Source organism: Microbacterium deminutum (genome assembly GCF_039530205.1).
Lineage (GTDB): Bacteria > Actinomycetota > Actinomycetes > Actinomycetales > Microbacteriaceae > Microbacterium > Microbacterium deminutum.
Map to the genome: position 1 here is coordinate 321,764 of NZ_BAAAOG010000001.1, position 22,488 is coordinate 344,251.

21 protein-coding genes are annotated in these 22,488 nt (G+C 69.7%); 16 read left to right on the plus strand and 5 right to left on the minus strand.

What is annotated here, in order from left to right; genetic code table 11:
* The first annotated feature begins 1 nt into the window (after nt 1).
* From ABD212_RS01430 to guaB, 4 genes are all read left to right on the plus strand, one after another.
* The gene (locus tag ABD212_RS01430) at nt 2–997 is read left to right on the plus strand and encodes a branched-chain amino acid ABC transporter permease (protein ID WP_344090431.1); all 996 of its coding nucleotides are present in this window, start codon (nt 2–4) and stop codon (nt 995–997) included.
* A 34-nt stretch (nt 998–1,031) separates the two neighbouring features.
* The gene (locus ABD212_RS01435; protein WP_344092368.1) at nt 1,032–2,144 is read left to right on the plus strand and encodes an ABC transporter ATP-binding protein; all 1,113 of its coding nucleotides are present in this window, start codon (nt 1,032–1,034) and stop codon (nt 2,142–2,144) included.
* Complete coding sequence (locus ABD212_RS01440; protein ID WP_344090433.1) at nt 2,144–2,932, plus strand: ABC transporter ATP-binding protein; 789 nt, start codon at nt 2,144–2,146, stop codon at nt 2,930–2,932. The genes ABD212_RS01435 and ABD212_RS01440 overlap by 1 nt, the downstream gene beginning before the upstream one ends.
* Before the next feature lie 72 nt (nt 2,933–3,004).
* Entirely contained in the window at nt 3,005–4,507 is a 1,503-nt protein-coding gene (gene guaB, locus ABD212_RS01445; protein WP_344090436.1) for an IMP dehydrogenase, read from the plus strand.
* Between the two features lie 201 nt (nt 4,508–4,708).
* On the opposite strand, the gene ABD212_RS01450 is transcribed toward guaB, so the two are convergent.
* Entirely contained in the window at nt 4,709–6,175 is a 1,467-nt protein-coding gene (locus ABD212_RS01450; RefSeq protein WP_344090439.1) for a DHA2 family efflux MFS transporter permease subunit, read from the minus strand.
* A gap of 137 nt (nt 6,176–6,312) precedes the next feature.
* Here ABD212_RS01450 and ABD212_RS01455 point away from each other — a divergent pair, with 137 nt between their 5' ends.
* The 3 genes from ABD212_RS01455 (at nt 6,313) to ABD212_RS01465 (ending at nt 9,132) form a co-directional block, all read left to right on the plus strand.
* Nucleotides 6,313–6,897 carry a TetR/AcrR family transcriptional regulator gene (locus ABD212_RS01455; RefSeq protein ID WP_344090441.1) on the plus strand — a complete coding sequence of 195 codons (585 nt, stop codon included), beginning with the start codon at nt 6,313–6,315 and terminating at the stop codon, nt 6,895–6,897.
* A 40-nt stretch (nt 6,898–6,937) separates the two neighbouring features.
* A complete protein-coding gene (locus ABD212_RS01460; RefSeq protein ID WP_344090443.1) occupies nt 6,938–7,222 on the plus strand; it encodes a DUF2277 domain-containing protein in 285 nt (94 codons plus the stop codon).
* Between the two features lie 221 nt (nt 7,223–7,443).
* Complete coding sequence (locus ABD212_RS01465) at nt 7,444–9,132, plus strand: ABC-F family ATP-binding cassette domain-containing protein (RefSeq protein WP_344090445.1); 1,689 nt, start codon at nt 7,444–7,446, stop codon at nt 9,130–9,132.
* Nucleotides 9,133–9,221: 89 nt separating this feature from the next.
* On the opposite strand, the gene ABD212_RS01470 is transcribed toward ABD212_RS01465, so the two are convergent.
* Nucleotides 9,222–10,334, minus strand: coding sequence for an FAD-dependent oxidoreductase (locus tag ABD212_RS01470; protein ID WP_344090447.1), 1,113 nt, complete (start codon nt 10,332–10,334; stop codon nt 9,222–9,224).
* A 163-nt stretch (nt 10,335–10,497) separates the two neighbouring features.
* Here ABD212_RS01470 and ABD212_RS01475 point away from each other — a divergent pair, with 163 nt between their 5' ends.
* The 9 genes from ABD212_RS01475 to ABD212_RS01515 all read left to right on the plus strand — a co-directional run bounded on the left by ABD212_RS01475 (nt 10,498) and on the right by ABD212_RS01515 (nt 19,422).
* Nucleotides 10,498–11,616, plus strand: a complete 1,119-nt coding sequence (locus tag ABD212_RS01475; protein ID WP_344092370.1) for a GuaB3 family IMP dehydrogenase-related protein — start codon at nt 10,498–10,500, stop codon at nt 11,614–11,616.
* Between the two features lie 149 nt (nt 11,617–11,765).
* Nucleotides 11,766–12,620 (plus strand): SURF1 family protein, encoded by an 855-nt coding sequence (locus ABD212_RS01480; protein ID WP_344092372.1) that lies wholly within the window; start codon nt 11,766–11,768, stop codon nt 12,618–12,620.
* A 62-nt stretch (nt 12,621–12,682) separates the two neighbouring features.
* Entirely contained in the window at nt 12,683–14,035 is a 1,353-nt protein-coding gene (locus ABD212_RS01485; RefSeq protein WP_344090450.1) for a glucose-6-phosphate dehydrogenase, read from the plus strand.
* Nucleotides 14,036–14,124: 89 nt separating this feature from the next.
* On the plus strand, nt 14,125–14,625 hold the full coding sequence (locus ABD212_RS01490) for a DUF3817 domain-containing protein (RefSeq protein ID WP_344090452.1): 501 nt from the start codon (nt 14,125–14,127) through the stop codon (nt 14,623–14,625).
* On the plus strand, nt 14,622–16,205 hold the full coding sequence (gene guaA, locus ABD212_RS01495; protein ID WP_344090454.1) for a glutamine-hydrolyzing GMP synthase: 1,584 nt from the start codon (nt 14,622–14,624) through the stop codon (nt 16,203–16,205). Before ABD212_RS01490 ends, guaA begins: the two co-directional genes overlap by 4 nt.
* Nucleotides 16,206–16,264: 59 nt before the next feature.
* Nucleotides 16,265–16,717: a nitroreductase family deazaflavin-dependent oxidoreductase gene (locus tag ABD212_RS01500; RefSeq protein ID WP_344090456.1), complete on the plus strand. Its 453-nt coding sequence runs from the start codon at nt 16,265–16,267 to the stop codon at nt 16,715–16,717.
* On the plus strand, nt 16,714–18,111 hold the full coding sequence (locus tag ABD212_RS01505; protein ID WP_344090458.1) for a glycosyltransferase: 1,398 nt from the start codon (nt 16,714–16,716) through the stop codon (nt 18,109–18,111). Before ABD212_RS01500 ends, ABD212_RS01505 begins: the two co-directional genes overlap by 4 nt.
* 70 nt (nt 18,112–18,181) lie before the next feature.
* Nucleotides 18,182–18,838 (plus strand): ClpP family protease, encoded by a 657-nt coding sequence (locus tag ABD212_RS01510; protein ID WP_344090460.1) that lies wholly within the window; start codon nt 18,182–18,184, stop codon nt 18,836–18,838.
* The gene (locus ABD212_RS01515) at nt 18,835–19,422 is read left to right on the plus strand and encodes a ClpP family protease (RefSeq protein ID WP_344090462.1); all 588 of its coding nucleotides are present in this window, start codon (nt 18,835–18,837) and stop codon (nt 19,420–19,422) included. Before ABD212_RS01510 ends, ABD212_RS01515 begins: the two co-directional genes overlap by 4 nt.
* A 125-nt stretch (nt 19,423–19,547) precedes the next feature.
* Here ABD212_RS01515 and ligD read toward each other — a convergent pair whose 3' ends face one another.
* From ligD to ABD212_RS01530, 3 genes are all read right to left on the minus strand, one after another.
* Nucleotides 19,548–20,804 (minus strand): non-homologous end-joining DNA ligase, encoded by a 1,257-nt coding sequence (ligD, locus tag ABD212_RS01520; protein WP_344090464.1) that lies wholly within the window; start codon nt 20,802–20,804, stop codon nt 19,548–19,550.
* A 192-nt stretch (nt 20,805–20,996) separates the two neighbouring features.
* The gene (locus tag ABD212_RS01525; protein WP_344090466.1) at nt 20,997–21,335 is read right to left on the minus strand and encodes a helix-turn-helix domain-containing protein; all 339 of its coding nucleotides are present in this window, start codon (nt 21,333–21,335) and stop codon (nt 20,997–20,999) included.
* A gap of 106 nt (nt 21,336–21,441) precedes the next feature.
* A complete protein-coding gene (locus ABD212_RS01530; RefSeq protein ID WP_344090468.1) occupies nt 21,442–22,356 on the minus strand; it encodes a Bax inhibitor-1/YccA family protein in 915 nt (304 codons plus the stop codon).
* Nucleotides 22,357–22,488: the final 132 nt, after the last annotated feature.

Genomic DNA, 22,488 nt, shown 5'->3' on the forward strand with positions numbered 1-22,488 from the left:
GATGGACTTCGGATTCTTCTTCTCGACGCTGGTCACCGATCTCGGTGGGCTCGTCATCTCGGCGCTGCTGATGAGCTACATGATCGCGGCGATCGGGCTCAACATCCACTTCGGCTTCACAGGGCTGCTCAACATCGGCCAGGCGGGCTTCATGCTCGTCGGTGCCTACGGGTTCGCGCTGACCGTGAAGTACACCGGCAATTTCTGGCTCGGCTTCGTCGTCGCCATCGCGGCCGGCATCCTGTTCGCGCTCATCCTGGGTCTGCCGACGCTGCGCCTGCGCGGCGACTACCTGGCCATGGTGACGCTGGCCGCCGCCGAGATCGTGCGACTGGTCGGCGACACGCAGACGCTGGCGCCGTGGACCGGCGGCACGATCGGCATCCCGAACAATCAGTTCTCGGCGCCGTTCGTGGCCCTCTCGCCCTTCCCCAGAGACGGCTCGTTCCAGATCGGCCCGTACAACTACACCTTCAGCCAGGGCGACAGCTGGTGGCTTCGGCTCTTCGCGTTCGGCGCGCTCCTGCTGGTGCTGCTGATCTCGTGGCTGCTGGTGCGCAGTCCGTGGGGCCGGCTGCTGCGGGGCGTCCGTGAAGACGAGGATGCCGTGCGCAGCCTCGGCAAGAACGTGACCATGCTCAAGACCCAGAGCCTCGTCATCGGCGGCGTCTTCGCGGCCTTCGGCGGAGTGATCAACGTCCTGGCGACGTCACTGTCGGCGGACGGCATGGGGCGAACGCTGACGTTCCAGCTCTATACCTGTCTGCTGCTCGGTGGGGCGGCCACCGTGTTCGGCCCGATTCTGGGGACGATCCTCTACTTCTTCGTCACGATCATCATCCGCGACTCGCTCAAGTTCTTCGGGGCCGGTGTGATCAGCGATCAGCAGGCGGCGCAGATCATCTGGGTGTTCGTCGGCGTTGGCCTGATGCTTCTGGTGATCTTCAGGCCACAGGGCATACTTGGCAACAAGAGGGAGTTGACGTTCGTTGCCTGAGTCGACCAGCACCTATCCGCACGACCGGGTTGCGCTGCGTGCGCAGCTGGCCGGAGTGGACGCGCTGCCCGGATCCCCGAAGCCGGATCCCATTCTCATCGTCGACCGCATCGTCCGCCGCTTCGGCGGGATGACGGCCGTCGACGTCAACCACCTCGAGGTGCAGCGGGGCGCGATCACGGCTCTCATCGGGCCGAACGGCGCGGGGAAGACGACGTTCTTCAACCTCCTCACCGGTTTCGACAAGCCGTCGGCCGCACGCAAGGACAAGGCGGACAGCGTGTCGGAAGGCCCTCCTGCCTGGGAGTTCGAGGGCCAGTCGCTGACCTCGACGAGCGCATACCGAGTGGCCAAGGCGGGCATGGTGCGCACGTTCCAGCTCACGAAGGCGCTCTCGGCGATGACGGTGCTCGACAACATGCTTCTCGGCTCGCAGACGCAGTTCGGCGAGAAGATGAGCCTGTCGATGGCGTGGCCCGCCTGGAAGCCGCGCGAACGCGAACTCACCACCAAGGCGGAGTCGATCCTGGAGCGCTTCAAGCTCCTCGACAAGCGCGACGACTATGCGGGAAGCCTCTCGGGCGGCCAGCGCAAGCTGCTCGAGATGGCCCGAGCTCTCATGAGCGATCCGAGCATGATCATGCTCGACGAGCCGATGGCCGGGGTGAATCCCGCATTGACGCAGTCGCTCCTGGGCCACATCGAGAGCCTGCGGGATGAGGGCACCACCGTGCTGTTCGTCGAGCACGACATGCACATGGTGCAGCGGATCTCGGACTGGGTCGTGGTCATGGCCGAGGGCCGGATCGTCGCGGAGGGTGTCCCGCGCGAGGTCATGCAGAACCAGGCCGTGATCGACGCCTACCTGGGCTCGCATCGCGACGACGACCTCGGCGACGACGCGCTGCTCGAGGAGGATCTCGCGCCGGTGCTGGCAGCCGAAGAGGACGAGCGGGCCGCGGCGCTCGCCGAGCAGGCGGCCTACATCGAAGAGGTCCGCGAGATGGAGGCGGACGAGACCGCGGCCGAGCCGGAGCCGCAGCCCGATTCAGCGGCGAAGCCGGAGCCTTACTCTGGGACCGAGCCGCAGCCCGATGCTGCGGCCCAGCCGGCGCTCGACGCCACGGCGAAGGAGGACGAGTCCTGATGGTCGCCTACCAGGGCACGGGCGGACCGCTCGTCGACGCGCAGAACATCGTCGCGGGCTACCTGCCGGGTATCAACATCCTCCACGGATGCTCGCTCACGGCGTATCCGGGGGAGCTCGTCGGAATCATCGGCCCGAACGGCGCCGGAAAGTCCACGCTGCTCAAGGCGCTCTTCGGGCTCGTTCCGGTGCGCGACGGCCAGGTGATGCTGGGCGGCGAAGACATCACGAACCTGAAGGCCAACAAGCTCGTGCAGGCGGGAGTGGGGTTCGTCCCGCAGACGAACAACGTCTTTCCCTCACTGACCATCCAAGAGAACATGCAGATGGGTCTGTTCCTGCGCCCCAAGAAGGTCTCGGAGCGCCTCGACGCGATGTACGACCTGTTCCCGGTGCTCAGCGAGCGGCGCGGCCAGCGTGCCGGCGGGCTCTCGGGTGGCGAGCGTCAGTCGCTCGCGATGGCGCGCGCGCTCATGATGGAGCCGAGTGTGCTGCTGCTGGACGAGCCGTCGGCGGGTCTGTCGCCGGTCCGCCAGGACGAGACGTTCCTGCGCACGCGCAAGATCAACCGCACCGGCGTCACCGTGATCATGGTCGAGCAGAACGCGCGTCGGTGCCTGCAGATCTGCGACCGCGGGTACGTCCTCGATCAGGGCCGCAATTCGCACACCGGAACGGGCCGCGAACTCGCCGACGATCCCAAGGTCATCGAGCTGTACCTCGGCACGCTGGCCGCCGATGTCCAGGCCGAGAACGCCGCCGGCGAGGCCAGGCCGCATCCGGAATAGTCCCAGCAAGCCGCGGCTTATCATTGGGGAACGGGCTGCGAGCCCGCCCCCGCCGCGACTCGAAAGGGAACGATGACCGAGCACGACCCCTTCGGCTTCGTCGGACTGACGTACGACGATGTCCTGCTGCTTCCCGGACACACCGACGTCATCCCCAGTGAGGCTGACACGTCGTCTCGTGTGACCCGGCGCATCACCGTCGCGACGCCGCTGCTGTCGAGCGCGATGGACACCGTCACCGAAGCGCGGATGGCGATCGCCATCGCCCGCGAGGGTGGGATCGGCATCATCCACCGCAACCTCGCCATCGAGGAGCAGGCGTCGATGGTGGATCGCGTGAAGCGCAGCGAGTCGGGCATGATCACCGACCCGATCACCACGACGCCGGACGCGACGATCGAAGAGGTCGACGGGCTGTGCGCCAAGTACCGGATCTCGGGCCTGCCCGTGATCGACGCCGAGGGCCGGCTCGTCGGGATCGTCACGAACCGCGACATGCGGTTCGTCTCGGGCTTCGAGCGCCAGAGCACCCTCGTCAAAGACGTCATGACCACCGAGAACCTCATCACCGCGAAGGTCGGCGTCGGCGCGAACGACGTCATCGCGACGTTCGCCAAGCACCGCGTCGAAAAGCTGCCGCTGCTCGACGACGAGGGCAAGCTCGCGGGGCTCATCACCATCAAGGACTTCGACAAGAGCGAGAAGTATCCGCTCGCGACGAAGGACGAGCAGGGGCGCCTGCGCGTGGGCGCGGCGATCGGGTTCTTCGGCGACGCCTGGCAGCGCGCCGAGGCGCTGCGTGACGCCGGGGTCGACGTCCTGGTCGTCGACACCGCGAACGGCCAGTCGGCCGGCGTGATCGACATCGTACGTCGGCTCAAGGCCGATGCGTCCTTCGCCCACATCGACGTCGTCGGGGGCAACGTCGCGACGCGCGAGGGCGCGCAGGCCCTCATCGACGCGGGGGTGGATGCCGTCAAGGTCGGCGTCGGTCCCGGTTCGATCTGCACCACTCGCGTGGTGGCAGGCGTCGGCGTGCCGCAGGTGACGGCCGTGTACGAGGCAGCTCTCGCGGCACGCGAAGCCGGCGTCCCGGTGATCGCCGACGGCGGACTGCAGTACTCTGGCGACATCGCCAAGGCACTCGTCGCGGGAGCCGACACCGTCATGATCGGGTCGCTGTTCGCCGGCACCGACGAGAGCCCGGGCGACATCGTCTTCGTCGGCGGCAAGCAGTTCAAGCAGTACCGCGGCATGGGATCCCTCGGTGCCCTGCAGACCCGCGGGAAGAAGACGTCGTACTCGAAGGACCGCTACTTCCAGGCGGATGTCCCGAGCGACGACAAGCTGATCCCCGAGGGGATCGAGGGCCAGGTGGCGTATCGCGGGCCGGTCGGCGCGGTCGCGTACCAGCTCGTCGGCGGACTCCGGCAGTCGATGTTCTACGTCGGTGCGCGCACCATCGACGAGCTCAAGGCGAAGGGCCGGTTCGTGCGCATCACGGCTGCCGGTCTCAAGGAATCCCACCCCCACGACGTCCAGATCGTCGTCGAGGCGCCGAACTACAAGCGCTAGCCGCCGCACGCCCGTCGCCCGATTGGCGGCACCCGAACTTCGGCGACTGGCGCGGAATTCGGATGCTGCGGGCGCCGCGGCGCCGATTTCGGGCGCGTATTCCGAGATTCGGATCGACCGAGGCGCCGCTCCCACGGTTCGGCGACGCGAGCGCGGGACGGGAGCCCAACGCCTCCGTCCCGCGCTCGCGAGTACGGCCGATCACACGCTCGTGAGCTCGGACTCTTGCGTGACGGATGCCGCGGCCTCGGCATCCGTCATCTCCTTCACGATCCGTGCCGAACGACCCGCCGGAAGCCACAGCGCGGCGATCGCGGCGGCGAACAGCACCGCGGCGCCGGTGAGCACCGCCGGCCGCGCGGCGTCGACGTAGAGGTCGGGCTGCAGCTGGCCGCCGGCGCCGACGAAGATCGCGGTCATGACCGCGGTGCCGAGCGCGATGCCGATCTCGCGGACCGTCGAGTTCACGCCGGAGGCCTTCGCATGGTCCACGACGCCGAGGGTCGCGAGCAGGGCCGTCGCCGAAGGTGCGAAGACGAGCCCCATGCCGACGCCCGCCATGATGAACGGCGCGATGAGCTGCGGATAGTCGAGGTCGGGCGAGAGCGTGAGTGCGATCCACGCCAGTGCCGCACTCTGCAGCAGCAGGCCCGTGAGCATCAGCGCACGCGTGCCGACGCGGGGCGCGATCATGCCCGCGATCGGCGCGACGAACATCGGCGCGAGCGTCCACGGCGTGGTCTGCAGGGCCGCCTCGAGCGGCGTGGAGCCCTGCACGACCTGCATGTACTGGATCAGGATGAAGACCGCCCCGAACGTGCCGAACGTGAAACCGAATCCGACCACGTTGGTGAGCGAGAAGGATCGGTCGCGGAACAGCCGCATCGGAACGAGCGGTGCCTTCGCGCGCAGCTGCCACAGGACGAATCCGACGAGCAGCGCGGTGCCCGCGACGATCTCGGCGACGACGTCGAACGACGACCACCCGTCGTCGTTGCCGCGCACGATCGCATGGACGAGCGCCAGTACTCCGACAGCGGCCAGCAGGGCGCCGACGAGGTCGATGCGCGCCCGCGCACCGAAGTCGTTGTTCAGCGCGAAGTAGGCGAGCGGGATGGCGATGATCGCGACCGGGACGTTGATCCAGAAGATCGCCTGCCAGTTCCAGCCCTCCATGACCGCCCCGCCGACGAGCGGGCCGACGGCGACGCCCAGGCCTGAGATCCCACCCCACAGGCCGATGGCCAGCGGTCGCCGCTCCGGCGCGACGCCGCCGGCGATCAAGGCGAGCGAGAGCGGCATGACACCCGCCCCCCCGAAGCCCTGCAGCGCGCGCGCCGCGATCAGCTGACCGGGGTCGGTGGACAGCGCGGCGAGCACTGAGCCGATCCCGAAGACGGCGATCCCGATCACGAAGATCGTTCGCCGGCCGAAACGGTCACCGAGCGCGGATGCAATCAGGATCGCGCTAGCGAAGGCCAGCGTGTACGCGTTGACGAACCACTGCAGCTCTTCGACGCTCGCGCCGAGCTGCGCGTGCAGCACCGGCAGCGCGTTCGTCATGACGAGGTTGTCGAGCGTCGCCATGAACATCGGGACGGATGCCGCGGCCACGACGAGTCCGAAGGCTCGCCTGCGTACCGGCAGGGGGGTGGTGACGTCGCTCATGCGAGGCTCCTATCCGGGTGTTGTAATCGGATGATTACTAAGTGTGGGATCGACTGTAGTAATCGACTGATAACATGTCAAGTGTGAACACGAATGCGGAATCGACGACGACGTCTCCGCCCGAGACGACTCGCCGGATGAGCTCCGGAGAGCGGCGCGAGCAGATCGTGGCAGCGGCCATGGCGGTGTTCGGTGCCAAGGGGTACGAGGGCACCACCACCGACGACGTTGCGCGCACCGCAGGCGTCAGTCAGCCTTATGTCGTGCGGCTGTTCCGCTCGAAGGAGAACCTCTTCCTCGCCGCGATGCAGGCGGCCCTCGATGAGCTCATGCGCGTGTTTCGCGCGACACTGGCGGATTCGCCATCCGATCGTCCTGTCGCCAAGCGGATCGGCGAGGCGTACGTCGATCTGCTGAGCACCCGGGGACTGCACCAGACGCTCTCGCACGCGTGGCTGCTCGGCGGCCACCCGGTGATCGGCCCCGCCGCACGCCACGGCTTCGCGCAGGTGTGGCAGTTCTTCCGCGACGAGGCTGGATTCGAAGCCGAGCAGGCGCGTTCCTTCCTCGCCGAAGGCATGCTCATCAACGTGATGATCGGAATGCGTCTCGTGGACGACTACGGCTCGGATGCTCGGATCACCGAGTTGTTCCGAGCCTGCTTCCCGACCGAGCTGCCGCACATCCTCGACATCGCCCCGCGGGGCGACGAGCCCTGGTAGTCCTCGCTCGCTGACGGATGTCCGGCGTATCGTCGAACCCATGTGCCGGAACATCCACACCCTCCACAACTTCGAGCCCGCCGCCACGTCCGACGAGGTCCACGCCGCAGCACTGCAGTACGTGCGGAAGATCGCGGGCACCACGAAGCCGTCGAAGGCGAACCAGGCCGCCTTCGACCACGCCGTCCACGAGATCGCCCACATCACCGGGCATCTGCTGCAGGATCTCGTCGCTACGGTCCCGCCGAAGAATCGCGAGGAAGAGGCGGCCAAGGGCCGCGCCCGCGCGATCGCCTCTGGGCGCTACTCGGCCCCCGCGGCCTGAATCCCCTGCTCGCCTCCCGGGTCGTTGAGCGAGGGAGCGGAGCGACCGAGACGAAACGGTCCGGGACCTGCGGTCATGGCCGTGTCGGGTGGGTGGGCGCGTTTCGTCTGGCTTCGCTCGCTCGACCACCGGGGGGACCGAGGACGACGTTCGGCCCAGCCCTGGGATAGGCTGGTCGGCTCCGTCGGCATCCGTTCTCTCGCGGAGCGAACAGGATCATCGTGGGTTACATCGACGTCAACGGCGTCTCGTATTCGCTTCCCGACGGAAGGCCGCTGCTCGACGACATCGCGTTCCGTGTCGGCGAAGGTTCGACGACGGCGCTCATCGGAGCCAACGGCGCGGGCAAGACGACGCTGCTGCGGGTCATCCGGGGCGATGAGGCACCGCACGCCGGCTCGGTCTCGATCGGCGGGGGACTCGGCGTCATGGACCAGTTCGTCGGCCACGGTGCGGCGGGCGAGACCGTCCACGACCTGTTGATCTCGGTCGCGCCCCGGCGCATCCGGAGCGCGGCGGTCGAGCTCGAGGCCGCCGAGGCCGCGATCATCGATCGCGACGACCTCGAGAGTCAGATGCGCTACGCCGGTGCGCTCGCCGAGTACGCCGAGGCCGGCGGGTACGAGCAGGAGACTCTGTGGGATGCCTGCACCGTCGCGGCTCTCGGCATCCCGTTCGCGCGTGCGCGCTTCCGCGAGCTCACGACGCTGTCGGGCGGCGAGCAGAAGCGGCTCGCTCTGGAGGCGCTGCTGCACGGCCCCGACGAGGTGCTGCTGCTCGATGAGCCCGACAACTACCTGGACGTGCCGGGCAAGCGCTGGCTCGAACACCGCCTCCGCGAGACGCCCAAGACGGTGCTGCTGGTGTCGCACGACCGCGAACTGCTCGCGCGAGGTGCAGACCGCATCGTGACGCTCGAGGTCGGCGGTGCCGGTGCTTCGGCGTGGGTGCACGGCGGAGGCTTCGCCACGTACCACCGGGCGCGCGACGAGCGGATGGCGCGCCTGGACGAGCTGCGCCGGCGCTGGGACGAGCAGCACGCGAAGCTGAAGACCCTCGTCGCCGATCTCAAGGTCAAGGCCGCGGCCAACGACAAGTTCGCGTCGCGGTATCGGGCGGCGCAGACGCGGCTGCGCTGGTTCGAAGAGGCCGGGCCACCGGAAGAGCGGCCGCCGGCGCAGGAGCTCGACGTGCGACTGCGGGGCGAGCGGACGGGCCGTCGCGCCGTCGTCGCGGACCGGCTCGAACTCACCGGGCTCATGGCGCCCTTCGACCTGGAGGTCTGGTTCGGCGACCGCGTGGCCGTGCTCGGATCGAACGGCTCGGGCAAGTCGCACTTCCTGCGCCTCCTGGCGCGCGGCGGAACCGATCCCGACGCGCTCCTCGGCCACGTGACCGCGGTCGGCGCGAGCCTCGAGCCGGTGGCGCACGCGGGGCGCGTCGTGCTCGGTGCGCGGGTCGTGCCCGGCTGGTTCGCGCAGACCCACCGGCATCCGGAGTTCCGCGGCAGGACGCTCCTGGACATCCTGCACCGCGGCGAGGATCGGCGGGTGGGGATGCCGCGGGATGCCGCGAGCTCTGCCCTCGACCGGTACGGGCTCATCCGCCAGGCGGAGCAGACGTTCGACACCCTCTCGGGAGGTCAGCAGGCGAGGTTCCAGATCCTGATGCTGGAGCTCTCGGGCGCAACGCTGCTGCTTCTCGACGAGCCCACCGACAACCTCGACCTCGTCTCGGCCGAGGCGCTCGAGGATGCGCTCGCACGCTTCGAGGGCACGGTGCTCGCCGTCACGCACGACCGGTGGTTCGCGCGCTCCTTCGACCGCTGCCTCGTCTTCGGCGGCGATGGCAAGGTGTACGAGTCCGACACGCCGGTCTGGGACGAAGCACGGGTCGCCCGTTCACGCTGACCACCGCGTGTCCGGTGCTCGTCCGCGCGATCTGCACGGGCGCTCGGCGTGTCGTGACCAGGAAGCGCCGGATGCCGGCCATCCGGGCGTCAGCGCAGCCGGAACGCCTCAGCAGCGCGCGCCGCGGGGTCCAGAGCGAGGTCCGCCAGCACGGCGCCGACGCCGGGCGCGAACTTGAAACCCTGACCCGAGAACCCCGCGCCGACCACGATCCGGCCGACGCGGTCCAGCACGAACGCCTCGTCGACGGTCGAGGTGTACGTGCAGCTGATCGGTGCGGCCGAGTCGGCGTCGAGACCCGGCATCCACTCCCGCACGTATTCGGCGAGCCGCGCCGCGTGCTTGTCGGTGCGGAAGGGCCGCGCGTCGGGGTCGACCTCGTCGCCGACGCGATGGAATCCGACCTTCACGCCCTCGCCCGGCGTCGGCATGCCGTAGACGGGCGCCGGCCACGTGCCGGGAGTCACGAAGTGGTTGAACGACGGCCAGGCGACGGCCGGGTCGCGCGGGGCGAAGTGTGCGGGGCTCTCTTCGGTCACCGTGAGCGAGGGGAGCGGGATGCTGCCGCCGACCAGTGCGGAGGTCCACGCGCCGGCGGTGACGACCACGGCGTCGGCGCGCACGGCGCCGGCGGGCGTGTGCACCGTGACGCCGTCGGCATCCTCCTCGATGCGCGCCGCTGGGGTCTGCCAGCGCACCTCGCCCCCGGCGGCGACGATCCGCCGCTCGAGCTCTTCGAGGGCGGCCGATGCGCGCGCGACGCCGGCATCCGGCGAGAACAGGACCGTCTGCTCGAACCGGATGCCGGGCCAGCGCCTCGACGCCTCGGCACTGTCGAGCAGGTCGGCCGCGATGCCCCGGGCTCGCAGCTGCTCGTGAATGGCCGTCAGTCCTCGGCCCGTACCCCCGAGCGCGGCACCGCCGCCATGCGAGACCAGGCCGTGCAGGCGGAGCAGCGGCTCGCCGCCGGGCGAGCCCAGCGCATCCCACCCGGCGCGGGCACGGACGAGCAGATCGAGGTAGTGATCGTCCGCGTAGGCGTTGTTGAAGTTGCGGGTCGCGCCATGCGACGCGCCGCGTGTGTGGCCGCGGGCGAACCGCTCGAGCACGAGCGGACGTTCATCCCGGCGACTCAGCTCCCAGGCTGTCGAGAGGCCCATGACTCCGCCGCCGACCACCACGAAGGGCACACGCTCGCTCATCCATCGATCTTCGCAGGCTCCGAACTTCGGCGAACGCGGCCGATCCCGGGCCGGTGCACGCCGATCCTCCGAGAAACGCGCGGATCCCCGAACTTCGGAGGCGACGACGCCAGTGCCCGCCACGGAAGTCGAAGCCGCCCGCGGGTAGGCTGAAGCCGTGAGCATGGAGATCGAACTCGGCCGCGCCAAGCGCGCGCGCCGCGCGTACACGTTCGACGACATCGCGGTCGTGCCTTCTCGGCGCACCCGCAATCCCGAGGATGTCTCGACCGCCTGGTCGATCGATGCGTTCCAGTTCGCGATCCCTGTGCTCGGAGCACCGATGGACTCCGTCGTGAGCCCTCGGACGGCGATCATGCTGGGTGAGCTCGGCGGCCTCGGCGTGCTCGACCTCGAGGGCGTCTGGACGCGCTACGACGATCCCGAGCCGCTGCTCGTCGAGATCGCGTCGCTCGAGAAGGCCGAAGCCACCCGCCGGATGCAGGAGCTGTACTCCGAGCCGATCAAGCCCGAGCTCGTCCGGGATCGGCTCGCCGAGATCCGGGCCGCCGGAGTCACCGTCGCCGGCGCCCTGACGCCGCAGCGCACGCAGGAACTGTACGAGACGGTCGTCGCGGCAGGCGTGGACCTCTTCGTGATCCGCGGCACCACGGTCTCGGCCGAGCACGTCTCGTCGGTCGAGCAGCCGCTGAACCTCAAGAAGTTCATCTACGACCTCGATGTCCCCGTCATCGTGGGCGGTGCGGGCACCTACACCGCCGCGCTGCACCTCATGCGCACCGGAGCCGCAGGCGTGCTCGTCGGGTTCGGCGGAGGGGCCGCATCCACCACTCGCGCGACCCTCGGCATCCACGCCCCCATGGCGACCGCGGTCGCCGACGTCGCAGGCGCGCGCCGCGACTACCTCGACGAATCGGGCGGCCGCTACGTGCACGTGATCGCCGACGGCGGCGTGGGCACGTCTGGTGACCTCGTCAAGGCGCTCGCGATGGGGGCGGATGCCGTGATGCTCGGCGTCGCGCTGGCGCGTTCCACCGACGCACCGGGTCGCGGGTACCACTGGGGTCCCGAGGCGCACCACTCCAGGCTGCCGCGCGGACGTCGTGTTCGGGTCGACCAGGTCGGCTCGCTCGAGGAGGTGCTGTACGGGCCGGCGCCCGTCGCCGACGGCACCGCGAACCTGATCGGGGCGCTCCGCAAATCGATGGCGACGACCGGCTACTCCGACCTCAAGGAGTTCCAGCGGGTGGAGGTCGTCGTCGCGCCCTACAGCACCGGATGACCGACGAGAACAGGTCCTCGAGCGAGCCGAGCGAGACCAAACGGCCCGAGCCGACGAGCGACGGTGGGTCGGACGCGTCTCCTCCCGGGCCTTCGCCTCTCGCCGAACGACCGGAGGCGGTGGTCTTCCCGCCGACCCTGCGCGAGGTCATGCTGCGGCCGTGGTGGATCTGGATGCTGCTGCTGTGCCTCGTGGTGGCGGGGGTGTTCGCGTGGCTCGGCCAGTGGCAGCTCGGTCGGGCGGTCCAAACCAGTCCGATCCCGCCCGGGGCGACCGAGCAGGTGCAGCCGATCGCGGAGGTGACCACGCCGGGTGCATACCTGCCGGAGCCGCTCGTCGGTCAGAAGGTGTCGGTGAGCGGCTCGTGGGTGAGCGATGACTTCCTCGTGGTCGGGTCGCGGTTCAACGACGGCGCCCAAGGCTACTGGGTGACCGGACAGCTGCGCCTGGCAGACGGACAGGCCGGTCCCGACGTGACCGGCCCCGCATCGCTCGCCGTCGCGATCGGATGGGCGCCCACGCGCGAGGAGGCCGAGGCCGCGGCATCCGCTCTGCAGGACGCCGTCTCGGCGGGCGACCAGGTCGATGCCCTCGAGCTGACCGGGCGACTGATCTCGGACGAGGATCCGGTGGTGCCGCCGCGCGGCTCGGACCCCCTCACGATGACGAGCATGTCGACCGCGGCTCTGCTCGGGCAGTGGCACAGCGTCGAGGAGCTGGGGGTCTACCGCTCGTACCTCGTCGCGGACGAGCCCGCCGCGGGTCTGACGGCGATCTCGTCGCCGGCGCCCGCCCAGGGGTCGAGCGTCAACTGGCTCAACATCTTCTACGCCATCGAATGGGCCGTGTTCGCCGGCTTCGCCTTCTACCTCTGGTACCGCCTCGCCCGCGACGCATGGGAGAAGGAGGTCGAGGACATCGCGGATGCCCAGGCTGCAGATCGCGAGGCCGGCGGCGACCGACCGGGTCGGACGATGACCGACGGAGCGGACTCGAGCGCCTAGCACCGAAGGGCTCGGTGCAACAGAGGGCTCGACGGTTTCGCGCGCCCGCCTACTCTCGTGATGTGACACAGAGTGTGAGCATCCTGATCCTCGGCGCCGGCGGAGACCTGACGAAGCGCCTGCTGCTTCCGGGCCTCGCGAGCCTGCTGTCGGTGCACGACTACGACGTGCAGGTCGTCGGAGCGGCCCGAGAGGAGCGCACCGACGAGCAGTGGCGGCAGCTCATCCGCGACAGCTTCGGGCAGATCACCGATCCGCACGATGCGGACCGCTACCTCGAGTCGGCTCGGTACATCACCGCGGACGTCACGGATGCCGGCCGGCTGCGCGACCTGATCGCCGCATGCGACCACACGCCCATCATCTACTTCGCGCTGCCCCCCACGGTCACGGCGAAGGTGTGCACTGCCCTCCGGCAGGTGGATCTGCCGGAGGGCACCCGCCTCGCCCTCGAGAAGCCGTTCGGCACCGACCTGAAGTCGGCCCGCGCCCTCAACCGCCTGATCGCGCGGCTGGTGCCGGAGGAGCAGGTGTTCCGCATCGATCACTTCCTCGGGATGTCGATGGTGCTCAACATCCTCGGCCTGCGCTTCGCCAACCAGCTGTTCGAGTCGGTGTGGAACAGCGAACGGATCGAACGGGTCGAGATCGTGTACGACGAACTGATCGGGCTCGAAGGACGCGGCGGCTACTACGATCACGCCGGCGCTCTCACGGACATGCTCCAGAGCCACCTGCTCGAGGTTCTCGCGCTCCTGGCCATGGAGGAGCCGCCGCGGCTGAATGAGGTGGAGCTGCGGTCCAATGCCGCCCAGGTGCTGCGAGCCACGCATGTCTGGGACGACGATCCGGTGGCCTCGAGCCACCGCGCGCGCTACACCGCCGGGCAGGTGGGCGATCGCTCGCTGCCGTCCTACGCCGACGAGCCGGGCGTCGATCCGGCCCTCGAGACGGAGACGCTCGCGAAGGTGACCGTCGAGATCGACACCGCCCGGTGGCGCGGTGTCCCGTTCACACTGCGCTCCGGCAAGGCGATCGGCCGATACACCACCCAGGTGCGCGTGCACATGCGTCCGGTGCCAGAGATCCCCGGCTTCGGAGGCGCGCCCGCGCCGGACTCGATCATGCTCGACGTCAAATCGGGGGCGGTCGAGCTGGGGGTGACGATGAACGGCAGCGGCGACCCGTTCACCCTCGAGCGCAGCACGCTCGTCGCCAAGAAGGAACCGGGCGACATGCTTCCCTATGGCCAGGTGCTGCGGGGCATCCTGGACGGCGACCCGCTGCTGTCGGTTCGCGCCGACATGGCGGAGGAATGCTGGCGCATCTTCGAGCCCGTGATCGCGGCGTGGCGCAAGGACGAGGTGCCGCTGGAGGAGTATCCGGCGGGATCGCTCGGCCCTGAGGGCTGGTAGCTCACACGCACCCGATCGAATTCGGGGACGGACGGCGTCGGGGACCGCACACGGCCGGGGCGCGCGAGCGCCCCGGGTAGACTGCAGGTATGCCCAGAGCCCCCAAACTCGCCAGTTTTCCGGCCATTCGGGGTGCGCTCCGGTTCTATCAGATCTGCTCGATCATCACCGGCACGATGCTGCTGCTGCTGGTCACCGAGATGATCGTGAAGTACGGACTGGGCTACGAGCTCTTCCTCGGCGGATCGCGCGGATTCCTCTCGTTCGCGCCCGTCATCGAGACGGCCGCCGGCCGTGAGTCCACCGGGGACGGCCTCAACCTGTCGCTCGGGATACTCATCGCGCACGGCTGGTTCTACGTCGTCTATCTGTTCTCCTGCTTCCGCATCTGGAGCCTCATGCGCTGGAGCTTCGGCCGACTGCTGCTGCTCGCGTCGGGCGGCATCATCCCGCTGCTGTCGTTCTTCATGGAGGCGCGGGTCGCGCGCGAGGTCAAGGTCTACCTCGAGGAGCGCGAGGCCGCCGAGCTGCACACCGACGCTGAGCACTCGACCCTCACGCACGCGATCCCGACGGAGAACCAGCGGTGACGGAGCAGACCGAGACGTCGCAGCGCCCGGTGCTCGTCGTCGACTTCGGCGCGCAGTACGCACAGCTCATCGCGCGGCGCGTGCGCGAAGCGGGCGTCTACAGCGAGATCGTGCCGCACACGGCGTCCGCGGCCGACATCGCGGCGAAGAATCCGGTCGGCATCATCCTGTCGGGCGGACCCTCGTCGGTCTACGAGGACGGCGCACCGGCGCTCGACGCCGGCGTCTTCGACCTCGGCGTACCCACGCTCGGCATCTGCTACGGCTTCCAGGTCATGGCGCAGGCACTCGGCGGCGAGGTCGCCAACACCGGCGTGCGCGAGTACGGGGCGACGGATGCCGTGCTCACGGGTGACGGCGGCGTGCTGCTCGCCGGGCAGCCGGCCGAGCAGAAGGTGTGGATGAGCCACGGCGATCAGGTCGCCGAGGCCCCGGAAGGCTTCGCCGTGCTCGCGTCAACCACGGCGACGCCGGTGGCCGCGTTCGGGAGCGACGAGCGTCGGCTGTACGGCGTGCAGTGGCATCCCGAGGTGAAGCACACCGACTACGGCCAGCGCGTCATCGAGAACTTCCTCCACAGCGCCGCCGGCCTCGCCGCCGACTGGAACAGCGGCAACGTCATCGCCGAGCAGGTCGACCGCATCCGCGCGCAGGTCGGCGAGGGCCGGGTGCTGTGCGCGCTGTCTGGCGGCGTCGACTCGGCGGTCGCGGCCGCCCTCGTCCACAGGGCCGTCGGCGATCAGCTCGTCTGCGTGTTCGTCGACCACGGGCTGCTGCGCAAGGGCGAGCGCGACCAGGTCGAGAACGACTACGTCGCGTCCACCGGCGTCCGGCTCGTCACGATCGACGCCCGGCAGCGGTTCCTCGATGCGCTCGCCGGCGTCCGCGACCCGGAGCAGAAGCGAAAGATCATCGGCCGGGAGTTCATCCGCACGTTCGAGGCCGCCGAGCGCGACCTCGTCGCCGAGGCTGCGGCAGACGGCGAGCCGATCCGCTTCCTCGTGCAGGGGACGCTGTACCCCGACGTCGTCGAGTCGGGCGGCGGCACCGGCACCGCGAACATCAAGTCGCACCACAACGTCGGCGGCCTCCCCGAAGACCTCCAGTTCGAGCTCGTCGAGCCGCTGCGGACCCTGTTCAAGGACGAGGTCCGCGCCATCGGGCGCGAACTCGGGCTTCCGGCCGAGATCGTGGGCCGCCAGCCGTTTCCGGGCCCCGGCCTCGGCATCCGGATCGTGGGTGAGGTCACCGCTGACCGTCTCGAGATTCTGCGTGATGCCGACGCCATCGCGCGGGAAGAGCTGACCCGCGCCGGGCTCGACCAGGAGATCTGGCAGTGTCCGGTCGTGCTGCTGGCCGATGTCCGGTCGGTCGGCGTGCAGGGCGACGGCCGTACGTACGGGCATCCCATCGTCCTGCGACCGGTCTCGAGCGAGGATGCCATGACCGCCGACTGGACTCGGCTGCCGTATGACGTGCTCGCCCGCATCTCGAACCGCATCACGAACGAGGTCCGCGAGGTCAACCGCGTCGTGCTCGACGTGACGTCGAAGCCGCCCGGCACCATCGAGTGGGAGTGAGCCGGAGGCTCACCGACCGCCGCCGAGCACGCCCGGCGCTCGCCCAATAGGCTGACGGCGTGACCAAGCGCTACGTTCGCCCGACGTGGTTCGACGCCGTGTTCAACGGCGCCGTGGGATGGTTCACGCGGATGGGTCTGCCGCTCGCCGGCAGCCGCGTCCTCGCAGTACGGGGCCGGACCAGCGGCGAGTGGCGCGAGACGCCCGTCAATCCGCTGCGCGTCGCCGGCCAGCGGTACCTGGTGGCCCCGCGCGGTCATACGCAGTGGGTGCGAAACCTCCGCGCGGCCGGCGCAGGGCGGCTGCGCAAGGGCCGCCAGGTCGAGCAGTTCACCGCTGTCGAGGTCGCCGACGCCGACAAGGCCCCCATCCTGCGCGAGTACCTGCGGGTGTGGGCGTGGGAGGTCGGCCGATTCTTCGAAGGGGTGGATGCCGGATCCCCCGACGACCGCCTGCTCGAGATCGCGCCCGACTTCCCCGTCTTCCTCATCAGTTCGACGGCCGCGTCATGACCGGGTTCCCCGACGCCGAGTACCTCATAGTTTCGAGCCGGCTCATCCCCGACATGGACGGCGGCTACACTCTCGCGACCCTGGCGCGGGCACGGCAGATGGCCCATGCCGGAGTCCATGGGGGCCGCGGGCCGCTGCTGCTCACCGTCGACCCGGGCACGCCGCAGGAGCACGCGCACCATCGTGCCGTGTTCGCCGGACGCGACCTGGTTCTGGATCCCTCGCGGATGCGAAACCTCTTCGACGAGGCCGGGGACCCGCGCGGCGGCGCCGCGGCGTGGCTGCGTGCGGCAGCGCATCCCGGCGAGCCTGATCCAGCGCTCGACTACCGCCCCGTCGCGGGCGCGGCGGGCCCGGTCGTCGCCCTGCCGGTCATCGCGGGGGATCCGGATTGGCACATCACGACCGCGCCCATCTCGGTCTACGGCTCATCCGCAGGCGGCCTCGGTGTGCTCGACGGGTTCGGCGACCTGTATCGAGCCTGGCTTGCGCACGTGGTGAGCGGGCTGCGCGCATCCGGCAGCGACCGGCCGATCGTGGTCATCTGCGAATCGCGGCAGCTCGGCGAACTGCTCGTGGGATGGGATGACCCGGACGTGCGCCTCGTCCACGCCATCCACACCGTCCACCTCGAGCCGCCCTACGAACCGGACGGGCCGCTCAACTCCCTGTGGACTCGCTGGTTCACGGTCGCGGAGCGGTTCGACGCCGTGCTGTGGCCCACTGCACTGCAGCGCTCCGAGGTCGAGCGGCGTTTCGGCGCTTCGCCGGTGCACGTCGTCGTTCCGCACGCGGTGCCGGCCGCGGCATCCGTCGCTCCTCTCTCGGCGCGTGACCCGAGCCGGGTCGTCATGCTCAACCGCCTGGCGCCCGGCAAGCGCATCGATCACGCCATCCGGGCGTTCGCCTCGGTCGTGCGCGAGGTGCCGGACGCGACACTCGACATCTACGGCGAAGGAGCCGAGCGCGACAGGCTGCAGGCGCTCATCGACGAACGGGGCCTCGGCGCTCGTGTCGTGCTGCGCGGGCGCACCGACGATCCGGATCGCGTGCTGGACGAGGCATCCGTCTTCGTCTCGACGTCGGCGTTCGAGGGGCAGGGGCTGTCGATGGTCGAGGCTCTCGCTCACGGCTGCCCGGTGATCGCGTACGACGTGCCGTACGGCCCGCGCGAGATCCTGGCGCGAGGGGGCGGATGGCTGCTGCCCGACGGCGACCAAGCCGTCCTGGCGACGATGATCGCGCGGCTGCTGACCGACATCGAAGTGCGCGCCCGGCTCGCCGAGGAGGCGGTGCAGGTGGCTCGCGAGGTGAGCCCCGAGCGGGTGATGGATGCTCTCGCGGCAGCGGTCACGGATGTGCTGGCGCGGCCGTCCCGGCGAAGCCCGGGCTGATCCGCCTGGAGCGGCGCCGCCGTGAGCGGATCCGGCCCCGGCGGTCCCGCGCGTCGCGCACGCTGGGACCATGACAGAAGAAGACACGCAGCACCGGTTCGGCCCGGACGCGCGACGCGAGCTGCTGCGCCAGCGGGTCCTCGTGCTGGACGGTCCGCTGGACGACGACAACGGCACGCTGCTGCTGACGCAGCTGCTGGCGCTTGCGGCCGAGGACGAATCGTCCGACATCGCGCTGTGGATCCACTCGCCGGGCGGGTCGGTGCCGTCGATGCTCGCCATCCGCGACGTCATGCGGCTCGTGCCGAACGACATCGCCACCCTCGCTTTAGGCCTCGCCTGCAGCGCCGGGCAGTTCCTGCTTTCGGCCGGGACGCCGGGCAAGCGGTGGGCGCTGCCTCATGCGCGGATCCTCATGCACCAGGGGTCGGCCGGGATCGGCGGATCCGCGGTCGAGGTCGAGGTGCAGGCCGACGACCTGCGTCACATGCGCGACACCGTGCTCGGCCTGATCGCCGCCGACACCGGGCAGCCGGCGGAGCGCGTCTTCGAGGACTCGCTCCATGACCGCTGGTACACCGCGGCCGAGGCGCAGGCCTACGGTTTCATCGACGGCATCGTGTCGGACTTCGCTCAGGTGGTGCCGCGGCGGCGCCGGCCCGCAGGCTTGGGAGTACCCCTCGGCACGGGTGTCGCGGGGGTCACGGCCGCGGAGGTGGCGGCGTGAGCGGCTACGCGATCCCCAACGTGGTGGCGCAGCATCCGCGCGGCGATCGCATCATGGACGTCTACTCGCATCTGCTCGCCGAGCGCGTCGTCTACCTCGGCACCGCCATCGACGCGGGTGTCGCGAATGCGCTGATCGCACAGCTGCTGCACCTTGATGCCGACAGCCAGGAGCGCGACATCCAGCTCTACATCAACTGCGAGGGGGGCGACCCGTCGGCGATGCTCGCGGTCTACGACACCATGAGGCACGTGCGGCCGGATGTCGCGACCACTTGCATCGGGCAGGCGGTCGGGGTCGGCGCCGTGATGCTCGCGGCCGGCGCTCCGGGGAAGCGGTCGGTGCTGCCGCATGCGCGCGTCGTGCTGCATCAGCCGGCAGGGCAGGGACGTGGTGCGATCCCCGACCTGATCCTCCAGGCGGACGAGCTCGTGCGAGTGCGCGCGGAGGTCGAAGGGATCCTCGCCCGGCACACCGGACAGGATGCCGTGAAGCTGCGCGCCGACACCGACCGAGCTCGGGTCTTCACCTCCGCCGACGCCGTCGCCTACGGCCTCGCCGACCGTGTGCTCGACGGGCGATGACCCACGGTCGTTGAGCGAGCGAAGCGAGTCGAAACGCGCTGGGCCGCCTCGCCGGGTTCGGCGCGCTTCGTCTCGTCGCTTCGCTCCTCGCTCAACGACCGGGGGGCGGCGCTGGGCGGCCTCGCTCAACGACCGGGCTGAGGGCCGTCGCCCGGCCAGGTCTTGCCGGCCCACGGGTCGTAGTCGGCCAGGAGGTGCTCTTGCGGTGGCCGTTCGGCTTCGGGCACGTGCTGCAGGTTCACCCGCACGCGGTACCACAGCGAACTCGAGCCTCGCATCCCGTCGACGAGCACATCGGCCGGGTGCAGGAGTGGCACAACGGACGGATGCCGCGACCGCCACTCGTCGAGAGCGGCGAGCGCCTCGGGCTTGGTCTTGGTGCGCGCCACCTCGATGAGCGGCATGGTCGACTGGCGGCGCCCGTCCGCGGTACCGGAGCCTCGCGGCGGCTTCTCGGCCGGCCCCAGCTCCTCGGCGAGCCGCAGCAGCCCGTCGAGGGTTCCGACCGCATCATCGATCCCCGCGTGCGGATCGCCGATCTCGGCGAAGCGCTCGAGCACCGTGGCCACGGTGAACCCCTCCGGGCGCCGCACGGCCACTTCGCCCCAGTCCATCGGCGTCGACACCCGGGCATCGGGCAGCGGGCGGATCGAGTACGCGGATGCCACGGTCCTGTCCTTAGCGTTCTGGTTGAAGTCGACGAACACGCTCTCGCCGCGCTCCTCCTTCCACCAGCGTGCCGTCGCGAGTCCGGGCGCGCGGTTCTCTATCTCCCGCGCGAGCGTCTCGGCCGCGAGCCTGACTTGCTTGAAGTCCCACTGCGGCACGATCCGCACCAGGATGTGCAGCCCCCTCGACCCGGAAGTCTTCGGCCAGCCGACGAGTCCGACATCGTCGAGCACCTCGCGCGCGACCATCGCGACATCCACGATCTGCGACCAGTCGACTCCGGGCATCGGATCGAGATCGACGCGCAGCTCGTCGGGGTGGTCGAGATCCTCGGCGCGGACCGGGTGCGGGTTCAGGTCGAGACACCCGAGGTTGACGACCCAGGCGAGGCCCGCGGCATCCCGGATCACCGCCTCTTCGGCCGAGGTGCCGCGTGCGTAGTGCAGGGTGGCCGTGTCGACGAAGTCGGGGTGGTTCTCGGGCACCCGCTTCTGGAAGAAGGCCTCCTCGCCGATGCCCTTCACGAAGCGCTTCAGCACCATCGGCCTGCCGCCCGCGCCACGCAGCGCGCCTTCCGAGACCGCGAGGTAGTAGCGCACGACGTCGAGCTTCGTCAGGCCCGGCTGCGGGAACACGACCTTGTCGGGGTTCGAGACGCGCACCTCGTGCCCGTCGACCTCGAGGATCTCGCCTGTGCTCTTCGAAGGGCTCACCGGCACCACGCTACCGGCCCGGGGTGACCTCAGGCAGTGCCGAGTTGCCCCGATCGGCCGTCTCGCGCTCGGTCAATCCGGCCGGTTCCGGCAACTCGCCGATCGAAGGCATTCCCGCAAACCGTGGGTCGACGGCGTCCGGCGACCCGCCGATCGACCGTGCGCGCCAGCCCGCAGAACACGACCACGCGGTCAGGCGGCGAGCGACAGCATCGCCCGGCTGCCGACGGCCGCCGGCTCCGCGGTGCGTGCGCGCAGATCGTCCACGACCGCCGCGGTGAGGTCGATCAGCGTGACCTCCAGCGCGCCGGCGACGGCGGCGATCATCTCGCTCGACGGCTCCTTGAGTCCGCGCTCGATCTCGGAGAGGTACTGCGGCGAGACCCCGGCGCGCTCCGCGGTGTCGGCGAGGCGCTCACCGCGATCGTGACGGATGCCGCGCAGCCGGTCGCCGAGCGCTTCGCGCCAGAGCGGCTCGGGCTGACGCGAGGGACGTGATGCCTTCGTCGGCAACGGGATGATCTCGGCCATGGGCTCACGATAGAACGTGGGGCCGCGGCATCCGAGGGCGTTCCGCTCAGAGCAGAACGGCCGCCCGATGCACCGGACCGCCGTTCTGTCACTCGGAAGCGAGAGGTCAGTTTCGCGCGATGGCGAGGATGCGCAGGATCTCGATGTACAGCCACACCACCGTCACCATGATGCCGAATCCGCCGAGCCAGCCGAAGTTGCGGGGAGCCCCGTTGCGCACGCCCCGCTGGATCAGGTCGAAGTCGAGCACCAGCGAGTACGCCGCCATGATCACGACGAAGACGCCGATGAGGATGCCCCACGGGATGCCGAACAGGAAGCTGGGCTGGCTGTAGATGCCGAATACGCCGCCTGCGATGGGCGCGCCGGTCCACATCAGCACCAGGTTGATCAGGGAGAACACCAGGTACCCGATCATCGCGATCATCCAGATCTTGGTCAAGCGCTTCGAGGCCCGGATCTTGCCGCTCGCGAAGAGAGCGAGGGTCACTCCCACGACCGACAGCGTGGCGAGCGTCGCCTGGAAGACGATCCCCGGCCAGAGGAACTCGAAGAACGCCGAGATCCCGCCGACGAACAGACCCTCGAAGGCCGCGTAGGCGAAGATGAGCGCCGGCCTGACCTTCTTTGCCGACGTGAAGGACACGATCAGGGCGAGCACGAAACCGCCGAGCATGCCGACGATCCACGGGATGGTCGTCGGTGCGGCGTTGCTGCTGACCGGGGCCATCGTCCAGAGCCAGCCCGCGACCGCGGTCACGAGAAGGACCGCGAAGAGGCCCATCGTCTTCCAGACGGTGTCCTCGACCGTCATGCGGTCGGTCTCGATGGCGCCCGCCGGGGGGGCGGCGTACATGCCCTCGAGTCGGGCCTGCGCCGCGGCGTCCACCGCCGCCTGCTGGGCCGACGCGGTCTGCGTCTGCCCACCGATGGTCGCGGCCTGCGGACCGCCGGGATACGACTGGACGGCGCGTTGATCCTGGAACGCCGGGTTGTTGAATGCGGGGTTGTTGAGGGCCACTGCTCTCACACTCCAAGGTCAAGGGGGTCGACAGCGCTGTGCTGTGGCTCCACGATATCCGACACCGCCCACGTTGCGGCAGAAAGCGCCTGTGAGAGCGATTTGAACCGGCGGCTCGCAGTCGTCCCCGCA